The sequence below is a fragment of the Streptococcus oralis genome (assembly GCF_019929365.1).
GTDB lineage: Bacteria > Bacillota > Bacilli > Lactobacillales > Streptococcaceae > Streptococcus > Streptococcus oralis_BT.
The window spans coordinates 40042-64905 of record NZ_JAHZPH010000003.1; the positions used below are offsets into that span (position 1 = coordinate 40042).

Here is a 24864-nt window from a genome sequence, read left to right on the forward strand (position 1 = left end):
CTTCTAATTTGTTACTTCATGTCCGGCTGTTTTAATGGTTGAACCGTTCATGTGTTTGACACGCGCAGCGATTTCCTTGTGACGTCCATTAACCATTGGACGCGCTTGAGGATTTCCCAGATAACCACACGTACGTTTGACCACGTCTACTGTTTTAGGGTCGCTATTGCCACAGTTGGGACAAGCAAATCCTCTCTCAGTTGGTTCAAAATCCCCTTCAAAGTCACACTTGTAACAGCGATCAATCGGGGTATTGGTTCCTAGATAGCCGACACGGTCATAGGCATAGTCCCAGACAGCTTCCAAGGCTTTAGGATTTTGCTGAAGTACTGGGTATTCACAATAATGGATGAAACCACCTGACGCACCTGCTTCTGGATAAACTTTCTCAAAGTCTAATTTTTCAAACGGTGTTGGATTTTTACGAACATCATAGTGGAATGAGTTGGTGTAGTATTCCTTGTCCGTGATGTCAGGAATAGAGCCAAACTTCTCTGTATCCAAGCGACAGAAGCGGTCTGTCAGACTTTCAGACGGTGTGGAGTAGATAGAGAAATGGTAGCCATATTGGTCGGACCACTCTTCCACACGACGTTTCATATCGCGAATAATATCCAGTGTAAATTCCTTGGCTTCAGGATTGCTTTCCCAGCTGTTTCCAAAGAAGACTGTAGCCACTTCGTACAAACCGATGTAGCCCAGCGAGACTGTCGCACGGCGATTCTTAAAGAGTTGGTCAACACTTTCTTCTTTTCCGAGACGGCGACCGAAGGCTCCGTACTGATAGAGGATAGGGGCATTCGCTGGTGTTGCTTCCTTGGTTCTTTCCACACGGTAAACCAAGGCATCTTCCGCGATATTCATCCGCTCATTGAAGATTTCCCAAAACTTATTCAGATCCCCTTCAGACTCGAGGGCAATACGAGGCAGATTGACTGTCACAACACCTAGATTCATCCGACCTGAATTGACCTCTACACCATTCTCATCCTTCCATCCTTGAAGGAAAGAGCGGCACCCCATAGGCACCTTGAAAGAACCTGTCAGCTCAATAATCTTATCGTAGGACAAGACATCTGGGTACATCCGCTTGGTTGCACACTCGAGGGCCAACTGTTTGATGTCATAGTTAGGTGAACCTTCCTCTAAGTTGAGTCCTCTTTTAAGCGTAAAGATAAGTTTAGGGAAGATGGCTGTTCGATGTTCTGAACCAAGACCCTTGATACGAATAGTCAAGATAGCCTTTTGAATTTCCCGTTCAAAACGACTAGTTCCTAGACCAAAACCTAGTGAAGTAAAAGGTGTTTGCCCATTTGAAGTGAAGAGAGTGTTGATTTCATACTCGAGAGATTGCATGGCATCGTAGATATCTTTCTGCGTTTTCTTCCATGCGTAATCTTCCCATTTTTCAGGCAACACCCATTCTTCTGCATCCTTGAGGTGTTTTTGGTAATTCTTCTCTGCATACGGAGCCAAGACTTCATCGATACGGTCAGCTGAACAGCCCCCGTACTGGCTAGAAGCGACGTTGGCGATGATTTGTGAAATCTGAGCTGTCGCAGTCTGGATAGACTTGGGACTCTCTACCTCTGCATTTCCAATCTTAAAACCATTTTCCAACATGCCTTTAAAATCAATCAAACAGCAGTTGGTCATCGGTGTGTAGGGGCTGTAGTCCAAGTCATGATAGTGGATATCTCCCTTTTGGTGAGCATTGGCTACGTGCTTAGGAAGCATTTGCAGTCCGATTGATTTTCCCACAATCCCTGCTGTCAAATCACGCTGGGTGTTAAAGACATCACTGTCTTTATTGGCATTTTCATTGACAACTGCCTGGTCTTTATTGAGAAGTTTATGAATGCTAAAGTTGATATCTGTCGCTTTTGAGCGCTCAAAATCCCTTTGTGTCCGATAAGTGATGTACTCCTCAGCCAGCGCATATTCTTTGGCTTCAAGGAGTTCATGCTCTACGATATTCTGAATCTCGTAAATCTTGACACCTTGAGGGAAACGACTATGAATTTCCGCAACAATACGCTCAAGCAGCCCATTTAGACGTTTTTCGACCAAGGGTGTCACATCCATGACTTTGTCAGCCGCCTTGTGGAGAGCTTTGTCAATCTTGTCTACATCAAACACTACACGTCTACCATCTCGTTTTTCAACGAACAAAGTGGGAACGGTTGCAAGGTTTTCTTCTAATACAATCATATCCATGCTCTTTTCTATTTTTCTTCTTAAATGATATTATACCACTCTAAAAAGAAAAATCAATATCTTGTGTTAAAAATTCGAAAATTTTTAAAAATACACAAGATATTGATTTGTTATTTAGATTTATAAAGCTTGAATTCCTTACTATCCGTCTGAACAAGCTCGTATTTTTCACTAAGTAGGCTCTCTACATCCGACCACAAGGCAACCTTTTGATTGACCAAAATCATCTTCGGTTGATTTTCTTTCAAGTCATTGACTAGTTTCGTTTTATTCTCGTCGCTTGCAGTATAGAGTGTTGGTGTTACTAGAGAGCTTGGCGCCAAGCGTTCACTTGCGCGGTAGAAATCTGGACGATCATCCCAAGCATAGACACGATCCTCAGAACTCGTTTGCTGTTTGACCAAGCTAGCAAGCTGCTCGCGTTCCTGATAAGTACTTGGATGCGAAATATAGCGACTCAAAACAGGTAGGAAAAGTAAATAGACTATCGCAACTAATGGTAGATAGAAATTTCCCTTGAGGTAGCGACCAAAGAGTGATGAAGAGCGAACTCTTCGTCTACTACGACTGATACGATCAGAACTTCCTTCTTTGATGTTGGTTAACAATAACAATGTCAGAAAGGGCAAAATCGCTGCCAAACGTGAGCCATGCAAAGGTTCCTTTGAAAGAATTAACAAAGCAAGAGTTACTAATAATCCTAAAATAGCGCCTATTGAGATAGCAAATTGCTGAGCTGACTTGGACTGAAACAATCCTGAAAAGATTAATGTCAGAATCCCAATACCGATGGATAGCAAACCATAGAAAGCAGCATTCTCCATAAGATTGGCATTTGAAAATAGACTAAGCGTATCTATTGGATACAAAGTATGGCTAATCGCATCACCAAAAGTTCCTGTTAAGACTGTATAATAGCCAATTGGATAAAAAAGGATAGAAAATCCTAGAGCTGATGCGAAAAATTGATACAAACCATGAGCAAATTTACGCTTGGCAATATTAAATCCAAACAAACTTAAGGCAAGTGTGGCTGCAAACAAGGCTGTGGGAATAGGTGATAGGAAGAAAGCTAATGCTAAACTCATCCCAACTCGCAAGAAACCTTTATCGTTACTTGGATCATCCAGATAGTCAGCCACTAGGCTAAAACTATAAAATAGAAAAGGCAAGGCCACAACTACTGCATAGCTACCACCAAATCCCAGACTGCCCACAAGCAGATAGAAAACCAGCAAAAGCTGTCTAGCCTGCTCTCCCTGACCTGTCAAGGTATCTGCGGATTTAAATAGAAAAACTCCGGCTCCGAACAAGGCCAACCACTCCACCAAAGCAAAAAGAATACTCCCTTGAGAGAGATAGATTAGTACGTAATAAAGCAGTCCATTTGAACCATAATAATCCGTGTAAATCTGCCCACTCTGATGTAGCGCCCAACCAGTATAAAGATCTTGCATCTGTTGGGGGCTCACCAAACCAAAGATCAGAGGCAACATGACAGAAACAGCTGTAGCAGCCAGACTCCAAATTGCCACACTAACAAACGGAAGTGGAGTTCGTTTCTTCTTACCTCGCTCCAGCCCAAATTCAGACTCTTGATTCAGCCGTTCCCGATACTGGTATCGAAATTCTTCTAGCTGTTCGTCTTTTTCCTCGTATACGTTCATTCAATTTCTCCTAGTAAGTTTATCTGTTTTAGTATATCAAAATCTTACAGGAATGTCAGCTAAGGATTGATATTTCCTTAACTTCTTATCTAGCTCAGCATAGCGTTCAATCTCTCGAAAACGGTGTAAACTGCTTGTTTGAAACTCTAGGATAAAATCATGTTCTTCTTGATTTAGCATTTTCATCCTCCTGCTTATCTATTCGCAAAAAGACAAAAATAAGATCCAGCCTTGGGCTAGATCTTGGTGAATAGTTAGAGCATGGGCGCAAACAACTGAACAATTTCCTTGATCAGGCTTTGATACCAGCTTGTTTTGATTGTGTGGGGATAAATTTCTTGAGAAACCTTAAAAATCTCTTCGAAGTCCCTCTCAATATCGATGATAGACTGTGTTCTATAAAGCAAAACGCCATTTTCATAGTGGTGAAGCAAGCTACGATAGTCAAAATTGATGGTTCCCACAGTTGCCACCTCTCCATCGACAAGCATTTGCTTGCTATGAAGGAATCCCGGACTGTACTCATAAATACGAACCCCCGCAGATAACAAGTCTGGATAGGCTCCCCGAGTAACCAATTGGATAATCTCCTTATCTGGGATACATGGCGTCACAATTCGTACATCTACTCCTCTCAGAGCTGCATTTTTGATACTCTCGGTTAGATCATAGTCAGCGATCAGATAGGGAGTCGTGATATAGACGTAATCTGTAGCTTGATTGATAAGATTTTGGTAGACCGTTTTTCCTACCTGAGCTCGGTAGATGGGTTTTGGCCCACTACTGTAAGGGATACAAAGCCCCATCCCATCTCTAGGTTGATTTTCGAGATGGTATTGGTCAAAGTCACTAATTTCCCCACGGTTGATATACCAAGTTGATAAAAAGAGTCTAGTAAAAGCTTTAACCGCTGATCCATCCAACCGAATACCGCTATCCTTCCAGTAACCAAAACGTTCGATATGGTTGATATACTCATCGGCCAGATTGATACCACCTGTATAGGCAATCTGCCCATCAATAATCATGATTTTACGGTGGTCACGGTTGTTATAAGCAACGGTCAAACGTGGAATCACCTTATTAAATTTGTGGGCTTCAATCCCTCGACCACGAAGCTGGATGGTGTAATCTCCAGGCAAGGTTGCCATACAACCAATATCATCATAGAGAAGCTTCACCTCTACTCCTTGAGCTGCCTTTTCTTCCAAAATCTCCAAAATACTATTCCACATCAAACCTTCTTCGATGATATAGTATTCGAGAAAGATAAACTTCTCAGCTTTCTTGAGATCCTCTAGCATCTGATGCCACATGCTTTCACCAGATGCAAAAAATTGTGTATCCGTTCGATCATAGACATCGGCATTCGTGTCCATGCTGAGGAGTGATTTGATAACGCCGTAAGCCGACTTGTCTTGTTCCTTTAACTCCAAACGGAGGGCTCTGCTATTGTCCTCTCGATCAACCATTGATTGGAGCTGCTTTAGCTGCTTCATTTCCTTTTTAGATAAACGACGCTCTCCAAACATAATATAGAGTAAGGGGCCAAACACTGGTACAAAGGCTACTAACAGCCATGTCACCTTACTCTCAGGATTCATAGACCGATTGACAATCGATACAATGGTCGCTAAGCTCACTAAAATGACAAGGATAATCCAGAGAATCGGAGCCATCTGTCCTAGATAGAGAAATAAACCAAAGACGATAAACAACTCTGTCAACATGATGGTAATACTAAAACCATATTTGGACATGAGTAGCTGCAATTTTCTAGCTGTCATACATTCCTTTCCTTTTCTAACATTCTCCTTAACCGCTTGATAAACTAATCTTTCTACTAGTATACCTCAGTTCAGGGGAAGATGGCAACCTTTTACCTTTCTCAAATTCCAGTCGTTCCGTGTTTAGATGATTATTACAATTTCAGAGCCAACATATTGACCGTCATACCAGCTGCAGTTCCCATAAGGTAGACGATATCTCCTTCTTTAACCAATCCATGGTCCAATGAATAGGCCAAGCCAAATGGCACAGAGACTGACACCATATTTCCATAATCAGTGACGAGATTGAGGTACTGATCCTTGGCCACACCTAGTTTTTCCATGACCAAAGGAAGAGCACGACTTGCTTGGTGAGGAATGATATAGTCCACGTCTGCCAAGGCTAGCTGTGTTTTTTCTTGAAACTCTTCAAACATGACTGGGATTTTACGAGCAGACAAGAGGAGGATTTTCTTCCCCTTCATGTCAAACATATAGTTGGTCTTAGTCGCCTCAGAGTACTCTTTTGGTTGAAAAGAGGTCAGACCTCCACGAATCTCCGTATCGTGAGCCCCTTCTGACCAAGTACGTTGGAGACTAGCAATGACCCCTTTTTCCTGATGACTTTTTTGGAAAATAAAGGCTGCTGCCCCGTCACTAAAGAGTTCAAAACTTTCTTTTTGCTTGGGATTGAGCCCTAAACTACCAACCTCGCTAGAAACAATCAAGACACGATTGTATTCGCCCGCCTCAATCAAGTGGGACATAGTCGATAGAGCAGAAATAAAGCTGGTACAGGTCGTATTGATGTCCATTGCTGGAATTGAGAGTCCTTTTGCCACGCGCTCATGAATCAAAGCAGCCGTACAAGGAATGGGCTGAACACCCACCGCACTAGCTGATACAAGGCAATCGATATCTTTAATATCCAAATTTGCATGTTCAAGTGCACGCTGGATAGCTCCTTCTGCCAAGTCGAGTTGCGTTTCTTCATTTTCAACTACACGATAACGAGTTTGGTCTTTAAATTGGACGGTATGCTTTGGAATGCAAACACCATAACCTGCGATTTCTACATGTCTTGTTACTTCTGTCATTGTCTTTTATCCTTTCATAAACGTTGGATTCGTTTGAGTTTACGGCTAGTATCCCAGTGATAATCTGAAAATTGGACCTGAGGAACTATGAAGTGTTTTTGCTGAGCCAAGAGTTGGAATTGAGCTAGAATAGCTGCCTCTAAATCCTCATCTCGTTGGCTTAGACAAACTTCCACTAACTTCTCAGAATGCTGCTTGACTTGGTAATCTCCTACATTCTCCACAAAGAGGAGGCAACGCCTGATAAAGTCTGGATAGATCGTTACCTGTCCCCCATCCAGTCCTGCAAAGTAGAAAATATCATCAGAGCGTCCTTCGATCTTGTCAATCCGTGTATAGTAGGAGCCACATGGACAAGGATCTGGATTTTCAACCAAGATATCATTGAGCTGGTAGCGATAAACAGGCTGACTGCTTCGTTTAAAGTCCGTAATCACTGGATAGAAACGGCGGTCATCCAGATACCGCTTTTCCACAAAGATAATGTCTTCGTTGAGATGCAGATTGCCAGCTGGGCAAGTGCAGGCTAAGAAACCTTCAGTCGCCTGATAAACTTGGTCAATGATGGACAGAGAAAAAGCCTCTGCGATGCGTTGCCTATCACTATCTTCCAAGATTTCTGCCACCGAAACGATTTTTTGCGGATGGATGGCTAACTCTCCATCCTTGAGACGCTTGCTCAATTCAATCAACATAGAGGCTGGCGCCACCACAATAGTTGGTTGGTAGCTATTGAGACGCCCGATATGCTCATCTGTATGTTTGAAAATATCAAAGTACTCTAAACGAATGAGGGCCGTATTGATGGTCTGATAGAGTTCATTATCGGCTCTCAGGAAAAAGGCGATGCGGTGTCCAAAAAGCTGACCCTTTGGCAACATCTTTGCCAAGATAGCTGCTGCCCACATACTTCGCTCTTTCTCTGTTGTGATAAAGAGCCCCCGATGTCCAGATGTCCCTGAAGACAGACCGACAGCTATTTCTCCTTTAAGTTCAGTGAAATCACGGGTCTTCTCACTTTCAATAGCCAAGCTCAAGGCTTCATCTCGATCCACTCCTTGGGTGTTGAGCTCATTGAAATGTTCCATCATAAAAGCCTTGTTCATATGGTCAAAGTTGCTAGGAACTCCATTTTTAAAGTAGGGCGACTCTCGCTTTAAAAAGTCCATATAGTTGGTTAATTGCTTTTTCTGATAGTTTTCTAAAGCTTCTCGAGATTTGAAATGATGAAGCCAACGAGTTTGGATAAAGGTTTTAAGAAAGGTTATTTTTTTCATATAAGATTGACTCTATCCTTTCTACAGGATCATGGCTAACAACTACCTCGATACCGTCCTTCAAGACTTCCTCCAGAAACTCTGTCCCCTTGATATAGTCCACCTTGTTATCTTGAACCAAGGAAGGAATCAGGTGCATCTGTTTGGTGTAAGGCAAGAGGTCAATTCCCCAGCAAAGATCTGCTGCAATGAGGAGATTAAGGTCTGGAAAATATAGACAGGCTTGCCCCCTAGCATGCCCGTCAACAGAGGCTACTAGGATACTGCCATCTCCGAAAAGATCACAAATCGGACGATAGGGAAAAGTTGAATCTTGCTGGTCAGCTCTGATAATGGTTAGATTTTTCTCAAAAGAAGCTGGTAAAAACTCCTTGAAAATCAAGTCTTTCAACTTGGGTTTTTGGTAGACTTCATATACTTCTTTTGTCAAGATAAAGGTTGCATGAGGAAAGAAACTAGCTCCTCCCAGATGATCTGGATGTAGGTGTGATAGAAGAACATAGTTAATTTCTTCTGGTTTGATTCCCTTGGCTTCCAACAAATGTGAAATCTGGTCCTTTTCCGTCATTTGAACGGGCGTTCCTAGCCGATAGAAGCCATAGCGAAGCTGGGTCTTAATATCGTAATGATAGCCTGTGTCATAGAGGAGATAGCCCTTGTCCCTGTGTTTGATAAGAAAAACACCTGCTGGGAAGGTCATCTTTTGATTCTTGACTCCCTTAAATAGCAAACCTGTGTAGCAGGTACAGTAGCCTGCTGGGAAATAATCAATGCTTTCGATAATCTTGGACATATTGTTCAATCCCTTCCGAAATACTGATTTGAGGGCGATACCCCAAGTCTCGCTCCGCCTTGCTGATGTCCAGCGTCTGACTATAACGGAGCAGGTAATAGGTATAGCGTGTTAGAGCCGGTTCCCCTTTGAGTTTCAAGACCTTATACAGAAACTCTAAACTACTGGCAATAACTGAAAGAAGAGGAGCCGGCACTTTTCTGTATGTTATCGGATAGCCCAACCCTCTCATGGTTTCTTCTATCAAATCCTTAAAGGCTCTTGGTTCCCCATTGGTAATATTATAAACTTCGCCACTAGCTTGAGGGGTCTCTAATGCCAAGCGAATTGCCAGAGCGACATTTTCCACACAGGTCATATCCATGAGCTGACGACCGTCACCTATTAAGGGAATGCCAATCTTCTGACTGAGTTTGAGAACTCGGGGCAAAATACTGGTATCCCCAATCCCAAAAAGCCCACGAGGTCGTAAAATAATACTCGGAACATCGGGATAATCCTTAAACAGCTTCTCCGAAGCCAGCTTACTACGAATGTAGTTGTTCAGATTGTTTTCCTGAGGCGCAGCACTTTCTTTGATAGCTAGCTGATTTCGAGGCGCGGCATAGATGCTAGGCGAGGACACATAAACCAAACGCTGAATACCAGCCTCTCGGCAAGTATCCAGAACATACTTGGTCCCTAAGACATTTGTCTGGTAGAAATCCTCCCAAGGTCCCCAAACGGTAGAAAGAGCAGCCGCATGCACAACCATGTCCATCCCCTGACAAGCCCGAGCCAAGTCCTCTTGCTTGGTCAAATCTCCCTGAAAAAATGCCACAGAGGATTTCTCTAAAGACTGACCCACCTTGCGATTGCGTCCAAAAGCGCGTACCTGATAGCCCTGCTGACTGAGCTCTTCAACAACATACTTGCCTAGAAAGCCCGTAGCACCTGTTACCAATACTTTCTTCATTCTTTACTTCTCCTTGTCCCCTAAGAGCCGATGTATTTCGCTCCTCAGAATCTCTGTTGGCTGATAGATTTGAACTGCACGACTAAGTCTGTTCAAGTCTGGCCAGTCATCTCTAGCCAACAACTCATCAAAGGCACGTCCAATCGCTTCCGTATCCTCTCGTTTAGCAGTCAAGGCAATCCCTGCCTCTAATCCACGAACTGCATAGTCATACTGATCATAGTCATGGGGGAGAATCAAGGCAGGCTTACCATAGATGATACACTGGTAAAAAATACCCGCACCACCATGATGAATCACATAATCCATCTGAGGAATGTACTCCTTATAGGGAAGATAGGATACCACAGAAACATTGTCCATGAGCTCTTCACATTGGAAGTCTTGTCCGCCAAACCCCAGAGTCACAAAGAAGTGGCAGTCCGGATGGGCTTTAGCCAATTGTTGGGTCTGGTAGAGGAGATTTTCTTTGGCCCATGCTAGCTGAGTGCCGCAGGATACAAGGACCTTCTTATAACCTGCATAAGGAGACAAATTGAGAGGATAATTTTCTGCCCTCTCAATCGAAGAGCCAAAAGGTCCCACCCAAAGATAGTGCTCTGGAAAACCACTTTTCAGCTCCAACTCTTTCATCCCAATTCCCAAGATGGAATAGGGTGAATAAATGGTTTCCTGACCTTTCTTATTGTAGAGCTTAAAATCGTAACGTTTCAAGCGTTCTCTCAATAAAAAGCTTACGATTCGTTTCCCTAAACGAGTCGCTTTTCTTCCTAGCCATTGCTGGATAGATTGGAAAGGAGTCTTTGGACTGCCCATTCCTCCAAAGAAACAAGGTGGCCCATCTGTCGTTTCAATGGCAAATTGTGTCGCCATAGTGGTAATCCAAGGGATTCCCAACTGTTCCGCCACTAGTCCTCCAGAGAGGGTTATAAAGTCCGCAATAACAATATCCGGTCGATTTTCCTGCCACTCTTGCACTAATTGATCAGAAACCACATTGATCAAATCAAGACTAGCTGACAACTGTCGATAAGCAGAAAAAAGGTTTAATTTCCCTTCATTATTGGCTACACGCTCAAACTCATCTACACAATTTTCTAAAATGGGAATCACCCGAAAGCCCATCTCCTCTGCTACAGTTTTTCGTTGTGGTCCTGTAAATAATCGAATCTCATACAAGGGATCCTTCAACAAGGGTGCGAGCAGATTCAGGGTTGGGAAGAGATGCCCACTTAAGGGCACTACAATCACATCAATTTTGATTTTTCTCATATGTCTAGAATAGCAAATTTTTAAAAAAAGAACTACCAAAATGATAGTTCTTCCTTGAATTATTTAGCTTCTTTTTCACTTTAAGAATTAGAACAATTCCTTATAGAATGCAATAGTTTCTTCTAAGGTTGGCATAAATGGATTTCCAGGTGCACAGGCATCAATCAAGGCATTCTTAGAAAGGTAGTCAAAGTCAAAGTCTTTTTCTTGGATACCGAGTTCAGTGAGTTTCTTAGGAATACCAACGGTTTCAGATAGTTTTTCAATTTCAGCGATAGCGTAGGCAGCACATTCTTGGTCTGTTTTCCCTTCCACATGGAGTCCCAAAGCCTTGGCTACATTGCGGAAAGCTTCTGGTACACGTTTGGCATTTTCGCGTTCTACAACAGGGAGAAGCATGGCACAGCAGACACCATGCGGCAAGTTATATACCGCACCGAGTTGGTGAGCCATAGAATGAACATATCCCAAACCAGCATTGTTAAAGCTCATACCACCGAGGAAGATGGCATTGACCATAGCCTCACGCGCTTCGATATCTTGTCCGTTAGCCACAGCACGAGGAAGATACTCTTTGATGAGTTCAATAGCTCCGATAGAGAGTTTCTTGGTCACATTATAAGCACCTGGTGTTACCAAAGCTTCAACAGCGTGGGTAAGAGCATCCATCCCTGTCGCTGCTGTCAATCCTTTCGGTTTTGAAAGCATGAGTTCTGGATCATTGACTGAGATAAGGGCGAGGCTGTTCTTATCAACCATTACCATCTTGACCTTGCGTTCTTCGTCAGTAATGACATAGTTAATGGTAATTTCTGCAGAAGTTCCAGCTGTTGTATTGATCGCAACCACTGGCAACCCTTTTTCAGCAGACTTATGAAGCCCTTCGTAGTCCTGTGGTTTGCCACCATTTGTAGCGATGATAGAGATACAACTAGCCGCATCCTGTGGAGACCCTCCTCCAAGACTGATGATGAAGTCACATCCATGCTCTTTCAGGGCAGCCACTCCGTCTGTGACGTTCTTACAAGTCGGATTTGGCTCCACATCGCTAAAGATCACATATTCGATCCCTTCAGCATCTAGTGGTTTTAGGACCTTAGGTAAAATATCACTGCCTTCGATGAACTTATCTGTCACCAAAAGGGCCTTCTTATACCCCAGTTCCTTGATATACGGACCTACTTCATTTACAACACCTTTACCGATAAGGTTAACTGATGGAACGTAAAATGTAGCCATATGCTTTTCCTCCTGCGCCTTTGCGCTATTTGATTATTTACTATAAGTATACGACCTTATAAGAAGTTTTACAAATATTTGTAAGCGCTTTAAGCAAAAAGTTAGTAAAGAACAGCCAGCCACTTTTTCAAGAAAAAAAGCTCCAAAAAGACTAATTTCATCTCATTGGAACTTTTACTTAATCATTATTGTTTCGTTAAGACTACTCGGTCAGATGCCTCTCGGTCCATATCGTCGATAATCATTTGATTACCATTAACTGCGTAAATCTTGACATCATCACCGATAATGACACGTTGATTTTCTGGCTCAAAGCTGACTTGCTTGATTTCCTTATCTCCATCTGGCTCGACCTCAGTCCATGTACCAGTTTTACCTGTTACAACAAGAGTGATTTGGTCATTCTCATCTTTTCCAGTATAGGTACCATCAATGTTCGTAGGTTGAGCTACAGTAGTGTCCTGACTTGAGGACGTTTGTGGTTGACTAGCACTTGTAGCAGCACTAGAAGATGATTCTTGTTGAGAAGATGATTGCTGAGTAGGGGCTTGTGCCTTAGGTCCACAAGCTGCTAAAAGACTAAGAATTGCTAGGGAAGCAATAGAAAGTGTGAATGTTTTCGTTTTCATAGCGATTTCCTTTCTTTTGTGCCAATGTTTTGCTGGAATCGTTTCCAGAAATACCTCCTACCTCCAGTGTAGCAACTTAAACCTAGAAGGTCAACTAATCCCATCGCTTCCTACTAAACTCGCTCGTACTTCCGAGATAAAGTAGAGTGACCCCGTCACGAAAAGCAAGTCCTGGTCATTGGCCTTTTCTTCAAATTCTCTGATAAAATCGCCATAGGAAGGAATCAAATCATAACCCGCCACATCCTTCTCATCCAAAGAACCTTGGTAGTCAAAGCCTGTTACCTTAAGTTCCACCTGAGGCATCTGCTCCGTTAGATAGCCTAACATCCCCTGATAATCCTTACGTTTAAGGGCACCAAAAAGGACATGAACCTGGTAGCCTTGCTGGATTTTCCCCTGGATAAACTCTACTAGACGAGTCAAGGCTGGCAGATTGTGAGCCCCATCTAGATAGATCTGTGGACGAATCCGTTCCAATCGACCTGCCCAGTGGGTCTCTTTCAAAGCCTGTCTGACAAGCTCTTCTTCGACCCTTTCACCTCTTGACGCCATAAACAGAAGAAAAGTTTCTAAAGCCAAGGCGGCATTTTCTTGCTGATAGGCACCTTCCAAACCGATTTCAAGCTGTGAAAAGCTTGCTAGCTTACTTGAAAAATCCCCAGCTTTCAAAGTGAAGTCTTGCCCAGCTTGATAAAGGTCAACAGCTAACTCTCTTGCTCTTTTTTGACAGACAAGCTCCGCTTCTGGAGCAAGCTTGACAATGACCGCCTTCTTTCCAACCTTGAAAATACCAGCTTTCTGCTCTGCTATTTCCTCCAGACTATCCCCCAAGGTCTCCTGATGATCTAACCCAATCGAAGTAATAACTGCAAGCTCGCCTGTTACGACATTAGTCGTGTCAAGCAAACCACCAATCCCCACTTCTAGCAGGACTAGATCCACTTCCTGCTCTTTAAAGTAAAGCAAAGCAATCAAAGTCAACAACTCAAAGAAAGACAATTGGTCATGTGTTTCTAAAAGAGTCTTTTCCATCTCTTTGACTTGGTTAGCTATACGGATAAAGTCTTCATCTGCGATTGGTTGCCCATTGATACAGATTCGATCGTGGATACTGATGATATGAGGAGAGGTAAAAGTACCAACTTTTTTACCATGAGTTGCAAACAACTCTCTCATAAAGGCAATAGTTGACCCCTTACCGTTAGTCCCTGTTACGTGGATAATGGGATAAGTCTTCTCAGGATTCCCCAGCAAATCCACTGCTCGTTGCATTCGTCCAAGACCAGATCTAAAGTTTAAACCAATCCGACTATGGAGCCACTCTTCTACTTCAAACATACATATCTCCTTAACAAAAGTCCAATCAACTACCGCATCAAAGTATGATTACAAATAAAAAGTGAGGTCGGGACTAAAATCCCGACCTCTTACCTGGTTAGCTAATCACTAGCTACTATGAATTTCAATGTGGGCTAAAAACGTCTCCCAGACGTTCCAACTCTTCTAATTTTCAGGAGTTGGGCTGATACAGTCTCCCGGACTTACCAGTTCTCTCTTATTTCAAGGAACTGGGGTAAAAATCCCCCCCCCGAATATTCCAACTCTTCCAATTTCTAGGAGTTGGGCTAAAAACGTCCCCCGGACGTTTTTACTCCTCCATAAAGCTGTTGAAGACTTCTTCAATCATGTTCCATTCATCTTCTGAGTCTTCTGGGATTGGTTGCAATTCGCCTTCTGTTCCGTCTTCATTTTCGATGAATGAATAAGCTTGGATTTCAACTTCACCGTTTTCATCTTCTTCCGCGTTAACTGGCACTAGCAGAACATAGTTTTTACCAAATTCTTCTTTTCCGTCGATGGTCAAAAGAATTTCAAACAAGGTTTCATTTCCTTGCTCATCTACTAGTGTAATCAATTCACGTTCTTCGTGGTCATGGTTGTGATCGTGTGACATAGTTTCTCCTCTGTCTTAAAAATTTCTATCTAAATAATTTTGCAAAATCAGCTGAGCAGCCAACTTATCAATAACTTTTTTTCGCTTGTTGCGACTGATGTCAGCCTGCTCAATCAACATACGCTCAGCTGCGACTGTCGTCAAGCGCTCATCTTGATAGTCTACTGGCAAACCAAAGAGTTCTTCTAGCTTGGCACCATAGGCTTGACTAGCTTCAACCCGCGGACCGCTGGTATTGTTCATGTTTTTTGGCAAACCTACTACAAAGCGTTCCACCTTATAGCTGTCAACCAATTCCTTGATACGGTCAAAGCCAAACTGGCCCTGATCCTCATTGATTTGGATGATTTCAAGTCCCTGAGCGGTGAAGCCTAGTGGATCGCTAATGGCCACGCCTACCGTTTTTGAACCGACGTCCAATCCCATAATTCTCATAGATTATAGATCGACTCCTTGTCCTTTAAGGTAATAGCGCACCAATTCTTCAACAATTTCATCACGCTCATACTTACGAATTTGATTTCGTGCATTATTGTAACGAGGAACGTAGGCAGGGTCTCCACTCAATACATAACCGACGATTTGATTTATCGGATTATAACCCTTTTCATTCAGAGAAGCATAGACATCTGTCAACGTTTCACTGATTTCCTTCTTGTTGGAATCATCCAATTTAAAACGTACAGTTTCTTCAGTAAATCCCATTCTAACACCCTCTTTCCTTAGAATAGTACTATTATAGCATATTTCCTTACGTTCTACAATTAAGTCAACCCATTTATTTGGATTTTCTTACTGTTCTGTCGCACCATTTGCCACTCTGTCTGCGATATATTGGCTTGGTTCATTTTTCAAAAGAGTCTCTAAGCCAAGATTTTTCAAATAATCTGTCTGTGACGCCTTTTTGACATCCAAGACTTGTAAATCATAGGTCGTTGTGGTCTGGATTTCAGTCTCACTGAGCAGTTTGGTTTCAAGTGTAAAACCTGCCAATTTGCGCGCTTCCTGAAGCATTTCATCCTTTTCTTCTGCTTCTAAAAGAGCTTTTTGAGTTTCTTCAAGACCGTGGTCAGCGATAAAGGATTTCAATTCCTCACTTAAGGGCCGTATCTGCCGAATAACCAATTTTAGAAATTGTTTCCCTTTATAGGTAATGGTTTGCGTTTGCTTGACGCCATCTCCTGACTCAGGGAAAATCAAAGTCTTGGTCACAACCGTATTCTTTTCCGCATTTTCCAAAACGGGCAGAGTAGACTGGAGTGTTTCGGATTCATGTTTTGAACTGGATGTCGTTTCCTTCTTTTGGCCACATCCTGCAAGTAGCAGGAGGAGAGTAGCTGCGCCAATTACTATCTTTTTCATAATTCCTCACATAATTTTTTGATAAAAAATGAACAAGGCTAGGAGATACCCCAGCCTCGATGTTTATAGAGCTGCACGCAAACGTGCTTCTGCATTTTCTACATTACGGACAGAGCGTGGTAAAAAGGCACGGATATCATCTTCTTTGTAACCGACCTGCAAACGCTTCTCGTCAACTAGAATCGGACTTTTTAAGATCCGTGGCGTTTCCATGATTAAGTTGAGTACTTCATTGACACTCAAATCTTCGATGTCAACTCCTAAAGCTTTCGCATAGCGGTTTTTTGATGATACAATGCTGGCAATTCCATTATCTGTCTTTGTCAGAATATCAAGTAGTTCTTCTCTCGTAATTCCTTCTTTACCAAGGTTTTGTTCTTTATAACTTAACTGGTGTGCGTTGAGCCAAGTCTTCGCTTTCTTACAGCTTGTGCAACTGGAGACGGTATAAATCTTAATCATGTGCCTACCCCTTTCGCTACATGTTACTATCAGTTTAGTCTATTATACCATAAAAAACATCCGACTTGCGACCTATTTTTAAAAAAATTTAACTTTTTTAGCGATTTTCGTACTTTTTTCTTGACAAAATCAATTTATAGCCAACTTTTAAATTTTTTGATATAGATTCGTTTCACTACTGTAACACTGATCATATAGAGAACGATGATCAAAAGCAAAAAGAGGAAATAAATTGGTTCCAAAGGGGTTAAATGAAGAAGGCTAGCAATTGAAGAGTAGGGAAGGAAAGTCACAAAGCTAGCTGCCAGCAAGGTTGTTCCAAGAACAAACCATGACGGACGACTTTGCAAGAAAGGAAGCTTTGCTGAACGGAGCATATGGATAACCATAGTTTGGGACCACATGGATTCAATGAACCAACCTGTCTGGAACAAGATGATAAAGCCCGTTGCAGACTCTGCTCCGTGAGCATAAGCTTGACCTGTCGCCATTGGGACAATGACAAAATAGAGCAAGATAAAGGTCAAAATATCAAAGGCAGAAGAAATCGGACCCATCCAAATCATAAAACGAGTAATAGACTTAGCTTCCCACTTATGGGGATGCTTCAAAAAGTCTTCATCTACATTATCAAATGGCAAGGCAATGCAAGAAAGGTCGTAGACGAGGTTTAACACAATCAAGTGAATCGGAGCCATAGGAAGGAAAGGTAAAAAGATACCAGAAACTAACAGAGAGAAAATGTTCCCGAAATTAGAGCTGACCGTCATCTTGATATATTTGGTCATATTAGCGTAGACTTTGCGTCCTTCAACCAGCCCTTTTTCAAGCACCATCAAATCCTTATCTAGCAAAATGACATCAGCCGTTTCTTTGGCAATATCTACTGCTGTATCAACAGAAATCCCCACATCGGCCACTTTCATAGAAGGGGCATCATTGATCCCATCTCCCATATAGCCGACACAATGTCCATTCGATTTGATTTGTAAAATGATTCGTGCTTTTTGAACCGGAGAGAGTTTGGCAAAGACGGTCACCATCTGAACTGCTTGGGCCAACTCTTCGTCCGTCATGGCGTCAATATCAGAACCCAACAAGATTTGATCAACATCTAAACCAACTTTTTCGCAAACTGCTTGGGTTACCTTCTCATTGTCTCCCGTCAAGATCTTTGTTTGAACACCGTGTTCTAACAAAGCTTGGATAGCAGGTGCTGCTGATGGTTTTGGTGGATCTAGAAAGGCAAGATATCCTGTTAGAATCATCTCTTTTTCATCTTCAACGGAGTAAGCAAAACCTTCTTTTAGGCCTGTTTTATAGGCGACTCCCAAGACTCGCAAGCCCTGTTGATTGAGTTGATCCACTTCTTTTAAGATTTCCACTCGAATATCATCCGTCAGAGGGCTAATCTGACCTTGATATTCCACATGGGTTGAAATCGCAAGCATTTCCTCTAGAGCACCCTTGGTTACCAAACTAACAACTTCGTTCTCATCCTTGACGATGACACTCATCCGTCTGCGTTCAAAATCAAAGGGCAATTCATCTATTTTTTGGAAGCTAGTATCCAAATTTTGTAGAATAGCGTGTTCTTTAGCTTCTTTTTCAGTTCTACTGATAATGGCACGGTCCATTAAATTTTTCAATCCCGTTTGAAAATAGGAATTGAGATAGGCACGTCTCAATACAGATAAATCCAAATCTCCATGTATATCCAAAGGATATTCAAGGACAATTTCGTCTTGGGTAAGGGTTCCGGTTTTATCCGTGCATAGGATATCAATAGCACCTAGGTCCTGTATGGCATTGAGTTTTTTGATGACGACTTTTTCCTTAGCCATGATAATGGAGCCTTTTGCTAGACTGGCCGTGATGATCATAGGAAGCATCTCAGGTGTCAATCCAACACCAACACTCAGTGCAAACACACCTGCTTCCAGCCAGTCGCCATCTGTCAAGCCATTGGAGAGAAATACGATGGGAACCATGACTAACATCAAACGGATCAAGAGCCAAGAGATGCTATTCATCTCCCGTTCAAAAGAGGTCGGTTCGTCATAGGTATTGAGAGTCTGCTCGATTTCTCCCATCATGGTGTCATCACCGACCGCTAGAATCAAGGCCTTGGCACTTCCTGATATAACATTGGTTCCCATAAAGGCGAGCGCTTCTGCTTCTAACAGACTATCAAAGTTTGACTGACTCATTTTTGACAAGGCTAGTTTCTCAACCGAGTCACTTTCACCTGTCAAACCAGACTGTTGGACAAAGAAATCACGTGATTCAATTAAAAGGAGGTCTGCTGGAATCATGTCCCCAGCACTTAATTTTACTATATCTCCAACGACCAAATCTTCAATTGCGACCTCTAAACTCTGGCCTTCGCGAATAACTGTGGCTGTATTCACAATCATTTTTGATAGATTGGTCGCAGCCTTGTCACTCCGCAGTTCTTGGACAAAGCGTATGCCACCAGAGATTAGAACGAGAACGACGATGATGATAGAGGTCGTCGGATCTTCTTGTCCAGGCTTCGCCAACCAGACATTGGTCACCATGGAAATCATAGCGATGACCAGCAGGATGATTGTAAATGGATTGATAATAGATTCGTAAATCTTTTTAAGGATACTGTCTTCTTGACCCTTGGTGATGGTGTTTTCGCCATATAGGTCACGATTTTTCTCCACCTGCTCCTCAGTCAAGCCTGTTAGACTTGTCTTATAAAAAGATAGAGTTTCGTTTAAAGGTGTGTGAATAGCTGTTGCTAATCTTTCTTTTGTAGTTTTCATTGGTTTCTCCTATCTGTATGAATGATGTGTTTCATACACAGAGACCAATCACTTTATAAGGGCAGAACGACACAAATCAGCGATTGGCTGTGTATGTGCGGTTCTGGATGATCGTCAATTTGCATCGTTTGTCTCCTTTCCTTGTTCTAAAACAGTAGAAAATCCCACCATAAAATGGCAGGATTGAAAAACTAATTATCTGTTTTTTCGTTCAAGCTTTAACTCCATAGGGCAATGTAATGAGCTTAGTCTTGGCCTTCGCGACCAGGACTGTTGACCAACGAGTAGTGTCTCCACTGCTTTGCGGTAGTCATCCGTATCCCTATGGTAGCCTCACCTACCGTTTTCGTCTATCAGTATAAACCTTTAAAATATAAAAGTCAATGATTTATCATAATTTTCTTAAATAACAATTAATTCTTTTGGAGCTAGAGTCAACAATTCGCAACCGTTATCTGTAATTAAGATATCATCTTCAATACGAACCCCGTATTTGCCATCCAAATAGATGCCTGGCTCATCGGTCAAGACCATTCTAGATTTAATGACTTCTTTGGAAGTTTGGCTAAAGTAAGGTTCTTCGTGGATATCCAGGCCAATACCATGGCCGATACCATGGGTAAAGTAGTCTCCATAGCCTGCTTCCACAATGATATCACGAGGAATTTTGTCAAAGTCGCGGAAACCTAGACCTGCCTTGGCATGGTCAATCAAGGCTTGATTGGCTTTCAGAACCGTATTATAAATCTCTGCCTGCTCGTCACTGACATAACCTAGATAAATGGTCCGTGTCATATCACTCACATAGTGGTCGTAGAGACAACCGAAGTCCATGGTAATGGCTTCGCCAAGCTCTACTGGCTTATGCATGGGATGGGCATGTGGTTTAGAAGAGTTGATACCACTCGCTAAAATGGTATCAAAAGACAAGCCTGCCGCCCCTAGCTCACGCATGCGGAAATCAAGGAAGTTGGCAATTTCAATTTCAGTCTTTCCTGGTTTGATAAAGTCAAGGGCATCGCGGAAAGCTTGGTCTGAGATAGAACAAGCCTTGCGAATAGTCGCAATCTCTTTCTCATCCTTAATCATACGAAGCGCTTCAACAAACTGAGTCTGTGGAAGCAAATCAATTCCCGCCAAAGCAGCCTGCATACGATGATAGTAAGAGACAGAAATCTCGTCCTCAAAACCAATGCGAGACAAGCCCATATCCTTAACAATGCCTGCAATGACAGCCAATTCATCGCGGTCAGCCACAATTTCAAAACCTGTTACTTCTTGCTTGGCTGCAATAATATAGCGAGAATCTGTCACCAAGACCTGACGGTCACGGCTGATAAAGACTGTTCCATTTGAACCCCAAAAACCGGTCAAATAATAGACGTTTTTAAGGTTATTGATAATGATACCATCTAGTTCTTTTTCTTGCATTTTAGCTAGAAATGCTTGTACACGTTTATTCATGATGTAACTTTCCTTTCAAATAGTGTCCTGTGTAGCTGGCTTCATTGGCAGCTACTTCTTCTGGAGTTCCTGTTGCGATGATGGTTCCACCACCGACACCGCCCTCAGGTCCCAAGTCGATGATATGGTCTGCAGTCTTGATAACATCTAGATTGTGCTCGATGACGAGGACGGTATTGCCATCGTCGACAAAGCGAGCCAAGACTTTAAGCAAGCGAGCGATATCCTCGGTATGAAGCCCTGTCGTCGGCTCATCCAGAATGTAGAAAGATTTTCCTGTCGAGCGTTTATGGAGTTCGCTAGCCAACTTCATACGCTGAGCTTCTCCCCCAGAAAGGGTGGTAGCCGGTTGCCCTAGCGTTACATAGCCCAGCCCCACATCCTTGATGGTCTGAAGTTTGCGTTGAATCTTGGGAATGTGTTGGAAGAATTCCACAGCATCGTTGACGGTCATGTCCAAAACCTGCGAGATATTCTTTTCCTTGTAGTGGACTTCTAGGGTTTCACTGTTGTAGCGAGTCCCGTGGCAGACTTCACAAGCCACGTAAACATCAGGCAAAAAGTGCATCTCGATCTTGATAATCCCGTCACCTGAACAGGCTTCGCAACGACCACCCTTGACGTTGAAACTGAAACGCCCCTTTTTGTAACCACGAATCTTAGCCTCATTTGTCTGGGCAAAAAGGTCACGTATATCGTCAAAGACCCCCGTATAGGTAGCCGGGTTGGACCTCGGCGTTCGTCCAATTGGGCTCTGGTCAATATCAATCAAGCGGTCTACATGCTCAATCCCTGTAATCGTCTTAAACTTACCAGGTTTGTCTGAATTACGGTTGAGCTTCTGGGCAATGGCTTTTTTGAGGATGGTGTTGATTAAGGTCGATTTCCCTGAACCTGATACCCCCGTCACTGCGATGAATTTTCCTAGCGGGAAGCGAGCAGTGATATTTTGCAAGTTGTTCTCACGCGCACCCGTCACCTCGATAAAACGACCATTTCCGGAACGGCGCTCTGTTGGTACTGGAATGGAACGTTTCCCTGACAAGTACTGACCTGTGATAGATTTACTGTTGCGAGCCACCTGCTTGGGTGTTCCTGCAGCAACAATCTCCCCACCAAAGACTCCCGCACCAGGACCAACGTCAATCAGATAATCCGCTTCACGCATGGTATCTTCGTCGTGTTCCACCACGATGAGGGTATTGCCCAAGTCGCGCATCTTTTTCAGACTGGCAATCAGGCGGTCATTATCCCTCTGGTGGAGACCAATCGATGGCTCATCCAGGATATAAAGGACACCTGATAGATTGGACCCAATCTGGGTCGCCAAGCGAATTCGCTGACTCTCCCCACCTGAAAGGGTTCCTGCCGAACGTGACAGCGTCAGATAGTTGAGACCTACGTTATTGAGGAAGGTCAAGCGATCCTTGATTTCCTTGAGAATAGGACGGGCAATGATGGCTTCATTTTCAGACAAGGTCAACTGGTTCACCAAGTCCAAGTGGTCTGCGATAGACAAGTCTGAGATTTCACCGATATGCGGTCCTTGCTCACCGCCTACACGGACAGACAAGGCCTGGTCATTGAGACGGTAGCCGTGACAAGTTCCGCAGGTTAGCTCATTCATGTAGAGGCGCATCTGGGTGCGCGTGTAGTCACTATTGGTTTCATGGTAACGGCGCTTGATATTACCAATCACTCCTTCAAAAGGAATGTCAATGTCGCGCACACCGCCAAATTCATTCTCATAGTGGAAATGGAATTCCTTGCCATCTGAACCGTAGAGAATCAAGTTCTTATCTTCTTCTGACAAATCCTCAAAAGGCTTATCCATATCTACTCCAAAGGCTGTCATGGCCTGCTCTAGCATGTTTGGATAGTAGTTGGATGAGATAGGATTCCAAGGTGCTAGGGCACCCTCACGCAAGGTTTTGCTGGCATCAGGAACCACCAAATCAGTATCCACCTCCAGCTTGATGCCCAAACCGTCACACTCGCTACAAGAGCCAAAAGGAGCATTAAAGGAGAAGAGACGAGGCTCTAACTCTGGTACGGTAAAACCACAAACCGGGCAGGCATAGTGCTCAGAGAATAGCAACTCCGAATCGTCCATGGTGTCGATAATGACATAACCTTCTGCGATACGAAGGGCAGCCTCAATGGAGTCAAAGAGACGGCTACGGATGCCCTCCTTGATGACAATACGGTCAACCACAACATCAATATTGTGTTGCTTGCTCTTAGACAACTCTGGCACTTCGGTCACATCATAGACCTCCCCATCCACTCGGACGCGGACATAGCCGTCTTTCTGAACCTTTTCAATGACACTCTTATGTTGCCCTTTTTTCTTACGAATGACCGGAGCTAAGATTTGCAGACGTTGGCGTTCTGGCAATTCCAAAACCTTATCCACGATTTGCTCTACAGAAGAGGCCTTGATAGCCCCGTGCCCGTTGATACAGTAAGGCGTCCCCACACGTGCGTAAAGGAGACGCAGATAGTCATTGATTTCAGTTGTTGTCCCAACGGTCGAGCGTGGGTTTTTACTAGTGGTTTTCTGGTCGATGGAAATAGCTGGGCTAAGACCGTCAATGGCATCCACATCTGGTTTTTCCATGTTGCCCAAAAACTGACGAGCATAGGCTGATAGACTCTCTACATAGCGACGTTGTCCCTCCGCATAGAGGGTATCAAAGGCCAGACTGGATTTCCCAGAACCTGACAAACCAGTCACGACGACCAGCTTGTCTCGCGGAATCTCCACATCAATATTTTTTAAGTTATGGGCACGCGCCCCATGAATCACAATTTTATCTTGCATCTTTGTTCTTTCTAGTCCATTATTGCTTTCCATTATACCAAAAAATGTGAAATTCTATTACCCAAAAAGCTGTTTTTATAGTATAATAGTACGGTGCAAAAAATGAATCACTGAAATAGTAGGAAAGGATAGGGGATATGAAACAAGTTTTTCTCTCAACAACAACTGAATTTAAAGAGATCGACACGCTTGAACCGGGTACTTGGATTAACCTCGTCAATCCTACACAAAATGAATCTTTGGAAATCGCCAACGCCTTCGATATCGACATCACTGACCTCCGAGCACCGCTCGATGCGGAAGAAATGTCCCGTATTACCATCGAAGATGCGTACACTCTAATTATCGTGGACGTCCCCGTCACCGAAGAAAGAAATAATCGCACCTACTATGTAACCATCCCGCTAGGGATTGTCATTACCGATACCACGATTATCACTACCTGCTTAGAGCCACTGCCTGTACTAGATATCTTTATTAACCGCAGGCTTCGAAACTTCTATACCTTCATGCGCTCTCGCTTTATCTTTCAGCTCCTTTATCGTAATGCAGAGCTTTATCTAACTGCCCTTCGTTCAATTGACCGTAAAAGTGAACAAATTGAAAGTCAACTTCACAAGTCTACTCGAAACGAAGAACTGATCGAACTCATGGAATTGGAAAAGACCATCGTCTATTTCAAGGCCTCACTTAAGACAAACGAGCGCGTGATTAAGAAATTGACCAGCGCAACTAGCAATATTAAGAAATACCTAGAGGATGAGGATATTCTTGAAGATACTCTAATAGAAACGCAACAGGCCATCGAGATGGCAGATATCTATGGAAACGTCCTTCACTCTATGACAGAGACCTTTGCCTCTATCATTTCCAACAACCAGAACAACATCATGAAGACCCTGGCTCTCGTGACCATCGTCATGTCTGTCCCAACTATGATCTTCTCAGCCTACGGGATGAACTTTAAGGATAATGAAATCCCTCTGAACGGTGAGCCACACGCCTTCTGGTTAATCGTCTTTATCGCCTTTGCTATGAGTGTCTCGCTCACTCTCTATCTCATCCATAAAAAATGGTTCTAAGAG

At 43.1% G+C, this 24864-nt stretch carries 21 protein-coding genes and 1 riboswitch; of the genes, 1 reads left to right on the forward strand and 20 read right to left on the reverse strand.

Annotated elements, in window-relative coordinates; genetic code table 11:
* Positions 1-3: 3 nt before the first annotated feature.
* The 20 genes from nrdD to uvrA form a co-directional block, all read right to left on the reverse strand.
* Positions 4-2211 (reverse strand): anaerobic ribonucleoside-triphosphate reductase, encoded by a 2208-nt coding sequence (gene nrdD / locus K1I53_RS05335; RefSeq protein ID WP_223328645.1) that lies wholly within the window; start codon positions 2209-2211, stop codon positions 4-6.
* Between the two features lie 116 nt (positions 2212-2327).
* A complete protein-coding gene (locus K1I53_RS05340) occupies positions 2328-3884 on the reverse strand; it encodes a damage-inducible protein CinA (RefSeq protein ID WP_223328646.1) in 1557 nt (518 codons plus the stop codon).
* A 36-nt stretch (positions 3885-3920) separates the two neighbouring features.
* Positions 3921-4064 (reverse strand): hypothetical protein, encoded by a 144-nt coding sequence (locus tag K1I53_RS05345; RefSeq protein ID WP_000934021.1) that lies wholly within the window; start codon positions 4062-4064, stop codon positions 3921-3923.
* A gap of 74 nt (positions 4065-4138) precedes the next feature.
* Positions 4139-5671: a cardiolipin synthase gene (cls, locus tag K1I53_RS05350; RefSeq protein ID WP_223328647.1), complete on the reverse strand. Its 1533-nt coding sequence runs from the start codon at positions 5669-5671 to the stop codon at positions 4139-4141.
* A gap of 134 nt (positions 5672-5805) precedes the next feature.
* Positions 5806-6750, reverse strand: a complete 945-nt coding sequence (locus tag K1I53_RS05355) for a 3-oxoacyl-[acyl-carrier-protein] synthase III C-terminal domain-containing protein (RefSeq protein WP_223328648.1) — start codon at positions 6748-6750, stop codon at positions 5806-5808.
* 14 nt (positions 6751-6764) lie between these two features.
* On the reverse strand, positions 6765-8027 hold the full coding sequence (locus K1I53_RS05360) for a F390 synthetase-related protein (RefSeq protein ID WP_223328649.1): 1263 nt from the start codon (positions 8025-8027) through the stop codon (positions 6765-6767).
* Positions 8005-8820 carry an MBL fold metallo-hydrolase gene (locus K1I53_RS05365; RefSeq protein WP_223328650.1) on the reverse strand — a complete coding sequence of 272 codons (816 nt, stop codon included), beginning with the start codon at positions 8818-8820 and terminating at the stop codon, positions 8005-8007. The genes K1I53_RS05360 and K1I53_RS05365 overlap by 23 nt, the downstream gene beginning before the upstream one ends.
* Positions 8795-9775, reverse strand: coding sequence for an NAD-dependent epimerase/dehydratase family protein (locus K1I53_RS05370; RefSeq protein WP_223328651.1), 981 nt, complete (start codon positions 9773-9775; stop codon positions 8795-8797). The genes K1I53_RS05365 and K1I53_RS05370 overlap by 26 nt, the downstream gene beginning before the upstream one ends.
* Before the next feature lie 3 nt (positions 9776-9778).
* The gene (locus tag K1I53_RS05375; protein WP_223328652.1) at positions 9779-11047 is read right to left on the reverse strand and encodes a glycosyltransferase; all 1269 of its coding nucleotides are present in this window, start codon (positions 11045-11047) and stop codon (positions 9779-9781) included.
* A gap of 87 nt (positions 11048-11134) precedes the next feature.
* A complete protein-coding gene (locus K1I53_RS05380; protein WP_223328653.1) occupies positions 11135-12286 on the reverse strand; it encodes an iron-containing alcohol dehydrogenase in 1152 nt (383 codons plus the stop codon).
* Between the two features lie 185 nt (positions 12287-12471).
* Positions 12472-12915, reverse strand: a complete 444-nt coding sequence (locus K1I53_RS05385) for an SP_0198 family lipoprotein (protein WP_223328654.1) — start codon at positions 12913-12915, stop codon at positions 12472-12474.
* 90 nt (positions 12916-13005) lie between these two features.
* Entirely contained in the window at positions 13006-14256 is a 1251-nt protein-coding gene (locus tag K1I53_RS05390; RefSeq protein WP_223328655.1) for a bifunctional folylpolyglutamate synthase/dihydrofolate synthase, read from the reverse strand.
* A 310-nt stretch (positions 14257-14566) separates the two neighbouring features.
* Positions 14567-14872, reverse strand: coding sequence for a DUF1292 domain-containing protein (locus K1I53_RS05395; protein ID WP_000017624.1), 306 nt, complete (start codon positions 14870-14872; stop codon positions 14567-14569).
* Between the two features lie 15 nt (positions 14873-14887).
* Positions 14888-15307, reverse strand: a complete 420-nt coding sequence (ruvX, locus tag K1I53_RS05400) for a Holliday junction resolvase RuvX (RefSeq protein ID WP_223328656.1) — start codon at positions 15305-15307, stop codon at positions 14888-14890.
* Between the two features lie 3 nt (positions 15308-15310).
* Positions 15311-15577, reverse strand: coding sequence for an IreB family regulatory phosphoprotein (locus tag K1I53_RS05405; RefSeq protein WP_000507060.1), 267 nt, complete (start codon positions 15575-15577; stop codon positions 15311-15313).
* 87 nt (positions 15578-15664) lie between these two features.
* Positions 15665-16234, reverse strand: a complete 570-nt coding sequence (locus K1I53_RS05410) for an SP0191 family lipoprotein (RefSeq protein WP_000724879.1) — start codon at positions 16232-16234, stop codon at positions 15665-15667.
* A gap of 63 nt (positions 16235-16297) precedes the next feature.
* The gene (spx, locus tag K1I53_RS05415) at positions 16298-16696 is read right to left on the reverse strand and encodes a transcriptional regulator Spx (protein WP_000591165.1); all 399 of its coding nucleotides are present in this window, start codon (positions 16694-16696) and stop codon (positions 16298-16300) included.
* Between the two features lie 134 nt (positions 16697-16830).
* Positions 16831-19491, reverse strand: a complete 2661-nt coding sequence (gene mgtA, locus K1I53_RS05420) for a magnesium-translocating P-type ATPase (RefSeq protein WP_223328657.1) — start codon at positions 19489-19491, stop codon at positions 16831-16833.
* 195 nt (positions 19492-19686) lie between these two features.
* A riboswitch (M-box (ykoK) riboswitch) is annotated at positions 19687-19838 on the reverse strand.
* Positions 19839-19893: 55 nt separating this feature from the next.
* Complete coding sequence (locus K1I53_RS05425; RefSeq protein WP_223328658.1) at positions 19894-20955, reverse strand: M24 family metallopeptidase; 1062 nt, start codon at positions 20953-20955, stop codon at positions 19894-19896.
* Complete coding sequence (uvrA, locus tag K1I53_RS05430) at positions 20948-23779, reverse strand: excinuclease ABC subunit UvrA (protein ID WP_223328659.1); 2832 nt, start codon at positions 23777-23779, stop codon at positions 20948-20950. Before uvrA ends, K1I53_RS05425 begins: the two co-directional genes overlap by 8 nt.
* A 137-nt stretch (positions 23780-23916) precedes the next feature.
* Between uvrA and K1I53_RS05435 the strand changes: the two genes are divergently transcribed.
* Positions 23917-24861, forward strand: coding sequence for a magnesium transporter CorA family protein (locus K1I53_RS05435; protein WP_223328660.1), 945 nt, complete (start codon positions 23917-23919; stop codon positions 24859-24861).
* The last annotated feature ends 3 nt before the right edge of the window (positions 24862-24864 follow it).